Origin of the sequence: Pantoea sp. 22096, assembly GCF_052045955.1 — a bacterium.
GTDB lineage: Bacteria > Pseudomonadota > Gammaproteobacteria > Enterobacterales > Enterobacteriaceae > Pantoea > Pantoea alfalfae.
In genome coordinates, this window is the sequence record NZ_JBQEPW010000007.1 from 43,952 (window position 1) to 57,393 (window position 13,442).

Sequence of the window (13,442 nt, forward strand, 5' to 3'; positions counted from 1 at the left end):
TCCCTGCCCCGCAATCTTATCTGGCAGACTCAGGCGTACTGAATCCGTCCGGCCCGGCAATGATCACCGTATTGCGGCCGGCCGCTTTTGCTTCGTAAAGCGCTTCATCCGCCCGGCGCAGCAGCGCCTCGCGATCGCGACTCTGGTCATCCCGTGAAGCCACGCCTGCTGATATGGTCATCGCCCCGGCGAACGGGAAGGTGGTGGCGCAGACCGTCTCGCGGATGCGTTCCGCGGTACGGGCAGCATCGGCCAGCGTCGTGTGTGGCAGCAGCAGTATAAATTCCTCGCCACCAAACCGGCTGACGATATCGCCGGTGCGGCAGGCCTGACGCAGCAACGCCGCCAGATTCACCAGAACCGCATCGCCCGCGTCATGCCCATACCAGTCATTGATCTTCTTGAAATGGTCAATATCAATTGCGATGACACACTGTTCATGCTCACTGTCTGCCTGCGCCGCCAGCGCCGAAAATCCGCGACGGTTGCAAAGCCCGGTCAGCGGATCGGTCATCGCCTCATCGTTAAGCGCAGCCAGATGGCCTGCCACGGCATGGCGATGCTCCTGCACCGCTTCTTTGAGCCGGTCAGCCTCGTAATACCAGGTTTTGACAGTAGCGAGTGACTCCGCCTGTGCTTCGCTGCCGCCATCCCGCACTCTGTCCGCCAGCTTTTCCAGTGGCGAAGCGATCCGACCCGCCATAAACGCGATGACGCTGGCCGTCAGGAGAATAATGCCCAGAACGAACCAAATGGCGCTTTCCGCCGTGCGCAGCAGAATATGCCTGACCGTTTCAGAGGTGCCAGTAATAAATACGTTCCAGCCGGTTTTCTGCAGCGTGCCATAGCCGGTCAGATAGCTTTGCCCTCCATTTTCCAGGGTAAAATGTCCACTTTCCGTGGTGGACAGGCGCTTCTGCAGGGCCAGACTCAGCAGCATCTTTGTTCCGACAAGCGTCGGGTCATGACTGAAAATAATCAGCCCCTCATTGCTGACCACGCTGACCGTCGATCCTTTGGTATAAAAATGCTGGCTCAGGATTTCGCTCAGCATGCTCTGTTTTTTTAGATAAATGGTGCCGCCGATATAACCCAGATAGCCCCCCTCTTCGCTGAACAGCGGCTGAGATAAAAACACCACATAGTTTCCGGCGGCAGAGGTAAAGGGCGCGGAGATAAAGGGCTTACGGGTCGTAATAGCCTGCAGACTGGCTGCTGAGTGAAGTTTCATGCCTGTCAGATTCAGGCTATCCGGTGAGGTTGCCGCAATGATGGCATCATGGTTAACCACTACCACCGAGTTGAAGAAGCCTGACTGCATGCGCAGGCGCTCAGTTTCTGCTTTTAGCTGCTTCAGATCGCTAAGGCTCTTGATCTGCGATGCACTCCAGGCCAATTCCCGTTGCGCTGTCGTCAGGTAACGATCGGTGGTATCGGCCAGTTTACGGGCATAGGCAATGTTTCCTTCTAGCAGACTGTCTTCAATATTGGCCTTCTGAAACAGTAGCAGCGCACTCAGCAACAGACCGGAGGTCAGAATGACGCCCCCAATGGAAAGTAAAGTCAGCAGCGAACGAAGGCGCATTTTTTTATGGGGCATTGCAGTCGGGATCCGGATGAAGTATCACCTGAGTGTAACAGTTGATGCTTAACGTCAAGGGAAGAAAAGAAGAGGATTTACAGTGGATCACGATGCATTGCCGGGTGTAGGACAAATCCGTACGCACTTGCATAAGGCCTTGTTGAGCATTTCTCAGGCACTGATAAACAGCAGCCTAAAATAATTAAGCAGTAATAATGAAACTGTTTAACCTGCGACCGTCTCAGGTGAGGTGCATTATTATTGCTGAGCGCCAGCGTGAGGTACTGCAGGCACGAAAAATAACGGGGCAGAATCTGCCCCGTTTAATATGGTGAATGAAATGCTCGGAAAGAGTTAAATTAAATCTGCGTTATGAATACGCAGTCAGGCACAGGCTTAATCATTGCGGTCGGATTAACGCCAGAACGACTTAATATAAGAACGGCTGCTGAGTCTTTTAATAAACTGATGCGGGCAGGTAAAGCGACACCCTTCCCACTCCAGATTAAACCATTGGAATTCATCATCTTTAATTTTATCCAGCAGGTTCATCGCCTGCATGGGCGTCTGGAAAGCATAAGCCTTCATCACACCCTCTTTGGTACATAAATCAATATGGACCATATAACCCCCGGGAGTTAAAAAGATCGTAAATCTTATAATTATTGAACAGCCTGTTTAGCATAATCCATTTACCGGCCGCCGATTATCTGATTCCGTCATATTTACGTAAAAAATGAATATTTTTATTTTTCATTTAATTTTTGGGCAACTTAGCCCCATTACATCAATTAATTTGACCATGTTTGCGTAACATGCCAAAAATCGGGGAAATACTCTTTGTTTTTTAAATCAGCACAGCCGGCGGCAATAATAAGCGCACAGGAGGATGACGTTTATCTGACTCCATTTCCGGCATGAGAACGTGTGTGCGGCAGGTCCGGAACCGTTATGAAACGTTAAATATTCCTGCTGAACGATGCGATGGTGATGGTCATAAAGCGAACGTATCGTTTACACTCTCAGCAGCCTTATCGGCACGGTTCTGTAGTGTACGCAGAGAGGCAGGAGATTACTGACGGCGGGCAATAAGGAATCTTATGCTGAATTATATGTTATCGCTCTACCGCACTGTGCCTGTCTCATCTGAATGTCTCAGCGACTGGCTTGCCAGCTGGCTGACTCAGCAGCAGGCCCTGTGCCACGATCATCACTTCTCCGCCGCCTTCCCCTGGCGTGAAACCGGCCTGCCCCAGCACACATTTTTGCAGCGCGAACTGACGATTAACGGCCAGCGTTTTCTCACCGGCCCGCGCTATCTCGGCGGCGACCCCGCTCAGCCTTTTATTGAGATCGTGGCCCGTGATGGCGCACTGGATTACGCAGCCGCAGCCGCCATCATGCGTGAGTGGCAAACGATCAAGCCGCTGAAGATGCGTATTCTGTTACCTGCCACCAATCCTGATATTGGTATAACCGATCAGCTGATTTACCTTAGCGTTCCAGGCTCACACTCCGCGTCTGACGACGAAGAGATTTCGCTGATTACGGCCTGCCGGAAAGATTATCCCCTCTGTAGCTCCGCCATTAACCGCGCTTATCGTGCCAGCTGGCACACGCTTCCGCATCTGCGGGATCAGCTGATGGCCACCAGCAGGCAGGAATTACGGGACGATATTGCCGGAGGGCATGTTTTTCTGATCCTCTGGCAGGGCATGGTGGCTGGGCTGATGATTTGTGTGCCGCGACGACTGGCTTTTATTGAGGGATTTCAGATCATGGATGAGGTGATTCTGCCGGTGTATCAGGGTCGTGGACTCGCTGCACGCGCTCAACAGCGTCTGCTGCAGCAGCTTCACCATTACTGTGGTCAGCATGCGATGCTGACCGGCACCATTCTGCCCGGCAATACGCCTTCTCTGCGAAGCGCGCAAAATGCCGGACGGCGCTGCGTGCTGAAATATCACTTTTTTACCCCAGCAGATTTACGGGCGGACCAGCGGGCCATTTAAATCACCCCAGCGCCAGCTCAATCAATTTATGCTGAATGCTGTAAACACGCAGCTTCAGGTTCAGGCTCTCTTCTGCGCCGATCCGTTTTGCCTCAACCACATGATTACTTTTTTCCAGTGCGATTCTGGTTCTGCTTTGCAGACCGTCGTGCCAGTTGACATCCGCACGGTTCGCCGCCTGTTTTTCCAGGGGGCCGACGAGTTCCGCGACATTTTCACCCCTGGCTGACGTTTCAGTTACAGACATATCTGCCTCTTTTTGCTGCTAAAAATGACCAAACTGGCGGCACGTATTCTACCGACTATCCGACAGGCATGACGCCTCTCTGTTCGCATAACCCGGCATGCATCGCAGAAGCTTTATAGCCCTGCAGGGCGCGGCTTCGCTCGCAAAATTCCGCCAGCTGTTCTTAACTCAAAATCAGTGATTTTGTTCCACTGAGAGAACTATCGGAGGACATTTTGACATCAACATCTCTGATTACCGCCAGTGATAATACCCTCACGCTACGGCGCTGGATTACTGTAGGCCTGCCCGCTACCGAGCTTTTTAACCTGTGGCTTGAGCCCGATACTCTGCCCCGCATTATGAGCCACTTTGCCAGCGTGACACCGGTCAATAAAAGCGATGCACACTGGCAGATTGAGGGCCCACTGGGTAAGCACTACCGCTGGGATTCCCGCATTGTTGAAGCGCAGCCAGGCGAAGTTATTGCCTGGCGCTCGCTTGAGGATGCAGACATTCCTAACGAAGGTGAACTGCGACTGCGCCCGGCGCCGGGGGAATGGGGCACCGAGCTGGCTCTGACTCTGCAGTTCACGCCGCCGGGTGGCGCACTGGGAAAAAAGGTAACAACGTTATTTGATCTGCTGCCAAAAGAGGTGGCCAGCAAAGCGTTACATCGCTTTAAAAGTCTGGCTGAAACCGGTGAGATTCCTACCCTGCACGGGCAGCCTGCGGGTCATCATGGCGGACGTCAGGATAAGGAGAAATAAATGCGCGCACTCTGCTGGAATGGCGTCAACGATTTAAGCGTTGAAACCGTGGCCGACCCGGGTCTGCTCAATCCTCATGATGCCATTATTCGCGTCAGGCTCACCACCACCTGCGGCTCCGATCTGCACGTCATTGACGGCCTGATCCCGAGTATGCGGGAGGGCGATATCCTGGGTCATGAATTCATGGGCGAGGTCGTTGAAGTTGGCCGTGCGGTAAAAAATATCCGGCGCGGCGATCGGGTAGTGGTGCCCTCTTTTATCTCCTGTGGCTCCTGCTGGTATTGCCAGCATCAGTTGCCCTCCTGCTGTGACAATACGCATCCGCAGTGGGAGAAAGGCGAAACGGTGCTGGGTCATGCCACGGGCGGCATTTACGCCTACAGCCACGCGTTTGGCGGTTATGCGGGTTCACATGCAGAGTATGTTCGCGTGCCCTTTGCCGACAATGATTGCTTCGTCGTGCCCGAAGGCGTAACCGATGAGCAGGCGCTGTTCCTCTCCGATGCGACGCCGACCGGGTATATGGGTGCCGACTTCTGTAATATTCATCCGGGTGACACCGTAGTGGTCTGGGGCTGTGGCGGTGTCGGACTGATGGCACAGCAAAGCGCCTGGCTGATGGGTGCGCATCAGGTCATTGGTATCGATCGCTATCCTGAACGGCTGGCCATGGCACGCGACTTCGCAGGCAGCATCACGCTGGATTACACCGAGGTCGATATCAACGAAGCGCTGCTGGAATTAACCGGCGGGCGCGGCCCGGACAGCTGTATTGATGCTGTCGGCATGGAAGCCCGCGGTGAAGGATTAAGTCAGGTCTATGACAAGACCAAACAGATGCTGCATCTGGAAACGGATGTCGGTGCAGCCTTGCGCCAGGCGTTATATGCCTGCCGTAAAGGCGGCAACATCGCGATTCTGGGGGTGTATGGCGTGATGGATAAGTTTCCGCTGGGGCTGATGATTAATAAAAACCTGACTATTCGTACCGCCCAGCAGCACGGGCAACGCTACATGCATCGCCTGCTGGAGCATGTTGCCAGAAATGAACTTAATCCGGCTTTTATGGCGACACATCGTTTTCCACTGGAAGAGGCCCCGCGAGGCTATGAGATGTTTAAACACAAAGAAGATGGCTGCGTTCGTGCCGTGTTCGTACCCTGAAAACACATAAACCGATTCGGGCGGCGCTGCCGCCCGGCGAGACCTTTCCTGAACCCTGGCAAAAATCCCACTTATTTTCGGACGCTGAAAGACAGATGATAAGAGCCTGTCACGGCCAGGCTGAATCTGAATTAACCCACCATAACGCCATGCAGATATGAATTTTTTATGAACGTGAAGTGAAAAAAACACATCTGAATCATATCCCTGCAAACGCCATGCGGACACTTCTGCCTGTTCACATTTTGAAAACAAAATAATCACACTAAGTTATTTTTTCATGCGTAAATTAGTGCCAGTTTTCATTTATGGAGCAGGCCAATGACGCAATATGTGGCGGTTTTTCTCTCTTCACTGTTCATGTGCAGCAACGTTTTCGCAGGTTCGGTTTCTTCCGTATCACTCGACGCGCTTTCCACCGCATTGAATGAACGCATGCAGGTCATGAAGGCTGTGGCGGGTTATAAGGCGCAGCATCATTTACCTGTTGAGGATCTGCCTCGTGAGCAGGTTGTTCTGGAAAATATGCTGCATAACGCGCAGCAGGCAGGACTTGAACCTCAATCGGTTGAACCTTTTGTCCAGGCTCTGATGAACGCCAGCAAAGCGATTCAGTATCGCTATCGGGCTGACTGGCTCTCAACACCGGAGAGTGACGTATCCGTCACCGATCTGGCCGGGACCCGGCAGCAGATTGAACGGCTGGATACCCAGCTCCTGGCTGCGATCAGCCAGCGCCTGATGACCGGTAGCTTCTCGCAGGAGGACAACGTGTTTCTGATGTCACAGCTCACGGCCCCCCACCTCAGCGAAAGTGATAAAAACAACCTTTTCGCTTCTCTCGCCCGCATTCAGCGCTCGCATTAATCCTCAAGCCCTGGAGTAAGCTATGCAGCTTCATGAACTCATGAACCCCGACTACGCTGACAATCCCTTACCGCTTTATCGGAAACTCCATCGGCAGGGCCCGCTTATTCCAGCCGGGGATAAGATCATCATCAGCGGCAGTCACGCGGTGGTGGATGCCCTGCTGAACGATCGGCGGGTCGGTAAGAATTATATAGAAAGTGTCAGGTTAAGATTTGGTGATGCCGCCGCCGACATGCCGCTGTTTCAGAGCATCGGCAGAATGTTTCTGGTGCTGAATCCGCCGGACCACAACCGGTTGAGAGCACTGGTCATGAAAGCGTTCAGCGCCCGGGAGATTCATCCCCTCAGAGAGATGGCGCTGACGATAGCCAATGATCTGGTTGATGCACTGGCAGGCCTTCGCACCTGCGATTTAGTCCAGGCATTCGCTTTTCCGCTACCGGTACGCATTATCTGCAGGATGCTGGGAGTCCCGGAGTCGGATGCGCCTGAACTGGGTCGACTTACGTCTGTGCTGGTCAAAGTTTTCGACCCGCAAATCAGCCAGACAGATCTGCTTGAAGCCGCCGATGCGTTTGCCGTACTGGAGAGTTACTTCAGCGCCCTGATCGTCGCGCGCCGTGACAGCAGCGCCAGTGATCTGGTGTCCCTTTTCCTGCGTAGCGGTAACGACGGTGACCGGCTAAGTCACGATGAGATCATCGCCAATGTGATACTTCTGTTTCTTGCCGGTCATGAGACCACCTCAAATATGCTCTGTAATACCATTCTGGCTTTGCATGACCATCCGCAGGAACTGGCATGTCTGCAGCAGAATCTTGCGCTGATACCCGATGCTATACAGGAATGTCTGCGCTACGACAGTTCGGTCCAGATGCTTTACCGCACGACGCTGGAAGAGATTGAGGTGGCAGGCCAGCTCATCCCGCCCGGAACGCGCTTCTTTCTGAGTCTGGGCGCAGCCAATCACGACCCGCTTGTCTTTACCTCGCCGGAGCGGGTCAATATCCGTCGGCATGAGGGACGCTGCCTGGCATTCGGTGGCGGGATACATCACTGCATGGGCTACCGGCTGGCACTGGCGGAAATGGAGGTGGCGTTACAGGTACTGCTGACCCGACTGCCAGCCATGCGGCTGGTAACCGCCGGGGTTCGCCGCAACCACAGAGCCAACCTGCGCGGTGTCAGCGCACTGCCGGTCGAGTGGTAAAGCCGCCCGGGCCAGCTGCGCCCGGCGATTAACCGCGCAGACGCAGCGTGGCGGGCAGCACCAGTTGGCTGTCTGCTGGATCATTTCCGGCAATCATCGTGGTCAGCATAGAAAAACAGGCCTGCGCGAGCGCCGGAACATTCTGCTCTATAGTGTCGACAGAAATCGAGAGTGAATCATAGAGATAGTGGTCATCAAAACTGGCGATGCGGATATCGCTGGTCAGCAGGTTGTGCTCACTCATGTAGCGCAGTACCCCTTCCAGCAGGCCGCAGGCCGCAGTGAACATCGCTTTGGGTGGACGCCCCAGTCGCTTACATAGCGCGGCAAACATCTCGTAGCCGCTGCCGGGATGGTAGTTCCCCTGAATAATCCACTCCGGCTGCAGCGTCACACCCGCCCGCGCCAGCCCCTCTCTGAATCCCGCCAGACGATCCTGGGTCGGGGAAAGATCGGACTGTCCGCCCATAAAGTAGATCTCCTCCGGACAGGCGCGCGCCAGCTTTTCAACCAGCTCAGCGGTGGGCGTCACGGCATCGGTGATGACCCATGGCAGCTTCGTGTTGTTCATGTGGCGGTCAAACAGCAGCACCGGCAGCTGTTCGCTGAGACTGACATAGTCGCTGTCGGTTAGCATACTGGAGGCAACAATCAGCCCGTCGACCTGACGCGCCACCAGATTGTTGACTACGACCCTCTCCTGACCGGCATTTTCGTCGGTACAGGAGATCAGCAGCTGCAGACCCGCTGCGCGGCAGAGATTTTCCAGCGCATGAGAAAAGGCAGCGAAACCGTGGTTAGTGATCTCCGGTACCACCAGCCCCAGCGTATGACTGCGGGCATCGTGCAACATCCGCGCATGGATACTGGGCTGATAATGGTGTTCGCGGGCCAGCGTCAGAACCCGCTCTCGCGTCTCCTTCGCGACCCGTAACTCTTCGCCACGGCCGTTGAGCACCAGGCTGGCAGTGGCTTTTGAAACCCCGGCCAGCCCGGCGATATCACTGATGGTAACGCGTTTTGTTTTTCTCACGGCAAGACATCGGTTAGTGAAACAAGGGTTTATTCTACCATGCAGCGACGTAACGACCAGTAGCGGGCCTGCAGTTCTGCGCGCCCGCGCAGGGTCAGCAGCGCCGGCTGGTCCGGAAAATAGCGGCTGCTCATCACCCCTTCCCCGTCGTTGATGAAGATCTCAACGCTCGAATGGTCACACAGGATCTGCAATCGACGCGCTGCACCGGTCCAGTAGCGGGTTATCCATTCACCCGACACCAGGCTGCGACGAGCAAGCCGCAGTTCGTTGTGTTGCCAGGTCAGGATCAGGGTATCGGCGAAATTGAGTTCGATGTCGCCCTGGCTCGCAAGCTCAATTTCAAGCCGCTGGGCGGCAATCGGCGGCGCATCATCGGCGCGGCCCTGATAGTGCTGCTCGTTCCCGCGCAAGGCCTGCAGTTCCGCGATGGGCTGCTGACAGAGCCGGCCGTTACGTGAGCTCAGCTCGCGCAGACAGGTCATCTGGTGGATCCACCCCTGCGCCACGGTTGGCTGGGCCATCTCTTCACCGTCCGGCGTCCCCATCCAGCCCACCAGCAGACGTCGGCCATCAGCGGTCAGCGTGGTTTGCGGAGCATAAAATTCAAAGCCGGCATCCATTTCGTTCAGCGGGCCGTGCTGATATGCAGGCTGCTGATAATCCAGCTCCCCACTCAGCCAGGCACAGGCGTGACTGTTCAGATAACGCTTCTCTTCGGGCGCAACGCCCTGCGGACAGCAGATCAGATAGGTGCTGTCGCCGAGCGTGAACATATCCGGGCACTCCCACATATAACCCGCGGCATCCAGGCCGCCCAGTTCACTGCCCGCGATCTCGCCGAGATTCTGCCACTCCCGCAGCGTGTCAGAACGCAGCAGAAGCACCCTGCCCTGCCGCTGCATATTCTGTGCCGCCAGCACCATGTACCAGCGATCGTCATGACGCCACACTTTAGGATCGCGAACGTGGCCTGTATAACCCTCCGGCACGGCAATGACCGGGCCAAGCTTGTCAAAACCGCCCGCGCTGTTCTGCTGTGCCAGGCACTGCCACGCCGTGCGCGAACCATCATCGAATTTTACGTTGCCGGTGTAGACCAGTGTCAGTACGCCGTTATCGTCGACTGCGCTGCCGGAGTAGCAGCCACTGCGGTCATACTCCTCATCCGGCATCAACGCGATGGGCTGATGCTCCCAGTTCAGCAGATCGGCTGAGCGCCAGTGCCCCCAGCATTTATGCTGATGCGCACAGCCCAGCGCGTTCCACTGGTAGAAGAGATGATAGTGACCGTCGAAATGGATGAAGCCGTTGGGATCGTTAAGCAGCCCGGTAACCGGTGCCAGATGCCAGCCAGGATAGTGGCTGTCGCTGAGCGCCTTTGGCATACCCTGCATCACCGCCTGCAGAATGGCGGCAAGACGTGTTGATGAGGCCATTATTCAGAGTCCGTTTTGTATTTGAGCAGATAAGAGATTACAAACGCGGTGGTGAACGCGATAGCAACGCCGATGACATAATTGAGCAGAGAACCCGCTTTGACAATCGCCATACCCGGCAGGCCGGTCAGTCCGACCGCCGTCATATAAACATGGACCGACACCACCCAGGCACCGCCCAGCGCGCCGCCCACCAGACCCGCGATAAAGGGTTTCATAAACCGCAGGTTGATACCAAAAATAGCCGCCTCGGTGATCCCCAGCAGTGCTGAAAACGCGGAGGGCAGCGAAATCGCCTTGATCTTCGCATCGCGGGTTTTGAACCACACCGCCAGACAGGCCCCGCCCTGAGCGACGTTTGCCATCGCCCAGATGGGCAGCAGGAAGTTCACGCCAATCGAAGGATTGCCCAGCAGTCCCGCCTCAATCGCATGGAAGCTGTGATGGACACCGGTGATGACAATTACCGAATAGAGTCCGCCAAATACCAGACCTGCCAGCCAGCCGGCGTGCGCAATCAGGGTGCTGAGCACAAAGGAGATACCATCGCCCAGCATACGGCCCGCCGGACCGATAATCAGCAGCGCGACAAAGCCGGAGATAATCACCGTCAGGAACGGGGTCAGGATCAGATCGAGCGCATCCGGGATCACCCGACGCAGCTGCTTTTCCAGCATGCTCATAAACCACACCGCCAGCAGTACCGGGAATACCGTACCCTGATAGCCAATCATCGCCACTTCAATGCCGAAAAAGTTCATGGTGTGGAAACCGGCGGCGACGCCCCAGGCGTTGGTTAGCGCCGGATGCGTCAGAATACCGCCCAGCGTGGCACCCAGAAACGGGTTACCGCCAAACTCGCGGGCCGCCGTAAAACCAATCAGGATCGGCAGGATAATAAAGGCCGCCGAGCTGCACATATCCAGCATGATATAGAGCGCATTTTCCGGATTGACCCAGCCGTAGGTTTTAACCATCCCCAGCAGGCCCATCAGCAGACCCGACGCCACGATCGCCGGAATGATCGGCACAAAGATGTTCGACAGCAGGCGAGCGATGCGCTGGAAAGGATTGAGCTTGCGGGCGGCAATATCAGCAGCTTCTGACTTGCTCGATTCGCTGATGCCCGCCTCGGCGATAAAAGCGGCGTAGACCTTATTCACCACGCCGGTGCCGAAGATAACCTGAAGCTGTCCCGCGTTGCGGAAGCAGCCTTTAACGCCTTCAATCTGGCCAATCGCTTTGGTGTCCGCCTTCTCATCATCCGCCAGCACCAGCCGCAGTCGGGTCGCGCAATGAGCCGCGCTGGCGATGTTCTCTTTACCACCCAGCAGGGGCAGCAGGGCCCGCGATATTTTTACATAGTCCATACATACCTCACTCTTGTTATGTTTTTATCCGCGTGACGTTCAGGCCCCGGCAGCCGGGGCCGCCCGATCAGAACCAGGTTTCCATCTGTACACCGAAGTTCCATTCACCGCCGGCATCGAAGCCTTTGCTGCCGAACGCGTCGTCACTGGCATAGTTATCCAGCCGGTGATCCCAGTTCATCCAGGTTGCAAACAGACGAATTTCCGGACGTTTAAGGAAGTCGCCGACATCACCGGCTTTCAGGGTTGGCGCAACAGTAAGTTTGGTGAAGCTGCCGCTGACCGCGTTACGGTTGTTGTAACCTTCCGGACGCAGATCCATGTACTGATAAGAGCCTTCATACTGCATCTCGAAGTTCTGCGTGATTTCCTGAATCAGCCGCAGGTTGACTGTCGCCCAGTCGTAGCTGTCACCTTTGACGTAGCGATCGTCACTGCGCTGTGCCAGTAAGGCGGGCGCAATGTGCCAGCCGCCGCCAAGGGGAGTGATCCCGTAACTTGCCAGCCGCCAGGTGTTCGCTTCCGGCAACAGTGCGCCGTCAGAACCAATCGACTTCACCTCAGCGCCCAGGCCATGACCATAGAGCAGGGCTGTTTTCGACGTGCCTTCTGTCAGCCCATAAAAGCTGTCGTTATGAAGGCCCAGCAGCGCATGGACGCCGGTTTCGGCCGCATCGCTTTTAACACGGAGGCCGTCAATATCCCGACGATCGTCGTTATCTTTCGCCCGCATACCGCTGACCATCATCTGCACCGGGCCGACAAAATTATTCAGCGACAGGATGTAGTTCTGCGCGGTGTTTTCATTGTTTTCGATGTCACCAAAGGTACGACCATAAAGCGAGAGGTTGCTGCGCGCCTGCTCTGCCCATTTCATGTCGTAAATACCGGCGCCGGTTCCGGCAAGGAACACGACATCGGAGTCGATCCAGTGAATATCAAAGTTATCACGATCAAAACGCTTACCTGCCCAGACCGTTGCGTTATCGAATGCACCGCTGAAGGTGGGAAGCTGTCCCAGTTCGACAAACGCCTGACGCAGGTTGAGATCGCTGCTGGCGGCCGTCCAGTCGTTATAAGTGCGCTGTCCATCGGCCAGCATCGCTTTGAAGCGGGTGGTGGCACCATTATCCAGCGTCTGCTTATGTTCAAGGTTGAGCTCAACGTAGGTATCCGGCTCATTACCCAGACGCCCGACGTGACCGCCGGTTTCTCCAGCCGGGGTTACGGTCGGGCCGCCCTGCGTTTTGGCGGCGGAGCTGTTCATCAATAATCCGGAGCGTGCATAACCGTGGAACTCAAAGCCACCTTCATCGGCAGATTTTTGTTCCAGTTTCGCGGTGCGCTGCGCGACCTCAGCGGTGGAGGTCTGGGTCTGCTGCTGAACCGCCGCCAGCTGCTGAGCCTGCCGTTCAGCCATCTGAGCCTGCTTTTCGGCGATCTCTGCACGGCTTTCAGCCGCATTCGCCCGCTGCTCGGCAGCCTGCAGTCGCTGCTCCATTGCCGCCAGGCGGGCTTCGATGCTGCTCATGCTGGGATCGGCCCAGACGGATGTGGAAAAGAATATTGCAGAGAGGGCGATGGCTAACGTGCTTAGTTTCATTTTTTTTATATCCCTGAGGAGAGGCTATCATCACCGGTTTTTTTTGCTAAACCGGTTTAGGCGCAAATCATAGCCACGGGTAATTTCCCTCTGCAATGAAAAATGCTAAACCGGTTTAGTGATTGTGAGATAGCTCGCAAAACAGGGCTGTCAGATGACG

12 protein-coding genes are annotated in these 13,442 nt (G+C 55.5%); 5 read left to right on the forward strand and 7 right to left on the reverse strand.

Annotated elements, in window-relative coordinates; all coding sequences use genetic code 11:
- Positions 1-16 precede the first annotated feature (16 nt).
- Together ACTJKZ_RS18600 and ACTJKZ_RS18605 are read right to left on the reverse strand one after the other, a co-directional pair.
- Positions 17-1,600 carry a sensor domain-containing diguanylate cyclase gene (locus ACTJKZ_RS18600; protein ID WP_161736553.1) on the reverse strand — a complete coding sequence of 528 codons (1,584 nt, stop codon included), beginning with the start codon at positions 1,598-1,600 and terminating at the stop codon, positions 17-19.
- 396 nt (positions 1,601-1,996) lie between these two features.
- On the reverse strand, positions 1,997-2,206 hold the full coding sequence (locus ACTJKZ_RS18605) for a hypothetical protein (RefSeq protein ID WP_061061018.1): 210 nt from the start codon (positions 2,204-2,206) through the stop codon (positions 1,997-1,999).
- 476 nt (positions 2,207-2,682) lie between these two features.
- Here ACTJKZ_RS18605 and ACTJKZ_RS18610 point away from each other — a divergent pair, with 476 nt between their 5' ends.
- Positions 2,683-3,594 (forward strand): GNAT family N-acetyltransferase, encoded by a 912-nt coding sequence (locus ACTJKZ_RS18610; RefSeq protein ID WP_161736554.1) that lies wholly within the window; start codon positions 2,683-2,685, stop codon positions 3,592-3,594.
- A gap of 1 nt (position 3,595) precedes the next feature.
- Here ACTJKZ_RS18610 and ACTJKZ_RS18615 read toward each other — a convergent pair whose 3' ends face one another.
- Entirely contained in the window at positions 3,596-3,841 is a 246-nt protein-coding gene (locus ACTJKZ_RS18615) for a hypothetical protein (RefSeq protein ID WP_161736555.1), read from the reverse strand.
- Positions 3,842-4,056: 215 nt separating this feature from the next.
- On the opposite strand from ACTJKZ_RS18615, the gene ACTJKZ_RS18620 reads away from it, so the two are divergent.
- From ACTJKZ_RS18620 to ACTJKZ_RS18635, 4 genes are all read left to right on the forward strand, one after another.
- The gene (locus ACTJKZ_RS18620; RefSeq protein ID WP_253418556.1) at positions 4,057-4,590 is read left to right on the forward strand and encodes an SRPBCC family protein; all 534 of its coding nucleotides are present in this window, start codon (positions 4,057-4,059) and stop codon (positions 4,588-4,590) included.
- The gene (locus tag ACTJKZ_RS18625; protein ID WP_222925677.1) at positions 4,591-5,757 is read left to right on the forward strand and encodes a zinc-dependent alcohol dehydrogenase; all 1,167 of its coding nucleotides are present in this window, start codon (positions 4,591-4,593) and stop codon (positions 5,755-5,757) included.
- A 321-nt stretch (positions 5,758-6,078) separates the two neighbouring features.
- Positions 6,079-6,624 carry a chorismate mutase gene (locus ACTJKZ_RS18630; RefSeq protein ID WP_161736558.1) on the forward strand — a complete coding sequence of 182 codons (546 nt, stop codon included), beginning with the start codon at positions 6,079-6,081 and terminating at the stop codon, positions 6,622-6,624.
- A 22-nt stretch (positions 6,625-6,646) separates the two neighbouring features.
- Complete coding sequence (locus tag ACTJKZ_RS18635; RefSeq protein ID WP_161736559.1) at positions 6,647-7,837, forward strand: cytochrome P450; 1,191 nt, start codon at positions 6,647-6,649, stop codon at positions 7,835-7,837.
- Between the two features lie 28 nt (positions 7,838-7,865).
- Here the strand turns inward: ACTJKZ_RS18635 and ACTJKZ_RS18640 are convergent, their stop codons facing one another.
- The 4 genes from ACTJKZ_RS18640 to ACTJKZ_RS18655 form a co-directional block, all read right to left on the reverse strand.
- Positions 7,866-8,870 carry a substrate-binding domain-containing protein gene (locus ACTJKZ_RS18640; RefSeq protein ID WP_222925680.1) on the reverse strand — a complete coding sequence of 335 codons (1,005 nt, stop codon included), beginning with the start codon at positions 8,868-8,870 and terminating at the stop codon, positions 7,866-7,868.
- Positions 8,871-8,899: 29 nt separating this feature from the next.
- Positions 8,900-10,309, reverse strand: coding sequence for a sucrose-6-phosphate hydrolase (locus ACTJKZ_RS18645; protein WP_222925681.1), 1,410 nt, complete (start codon positions 10,307-10,309; stop codon positions 8,900-8,902).
- On the reverse strand, positions 10,309-11,679 hold the full coding sequence (locus tag ACTJKZ_RS18650) for a sucrose-specific PTS transporter subunit IIBC (protein ID WP_161736562.1): 1,371 nt from the start codon (positions 11,677-11,679) through the stop codon (positions 10,309-10,311). Before ACTJKZ_RS18650 ends, ACTJKZ_RS18645 begins: the two co-directional genes overlap by 1 nt.
- 67 nt (positions 11,680-11,746) lie before the next feature.
- The gene (locus ACTJKZ_RS18655) at positions 11,747-13,282 is read right to left on the reverse strand and encodes a carbohydrate porin (protein ID WP_161736563.1); all 1,536 of its coding nucleotides are present in this window, start codon (positions 13,280-13,282) and stop codon (positions 11,747-11,749) included.
- Between the last annotated feature and the right edge of the window lie 160 nt (positions 13,283-13,442).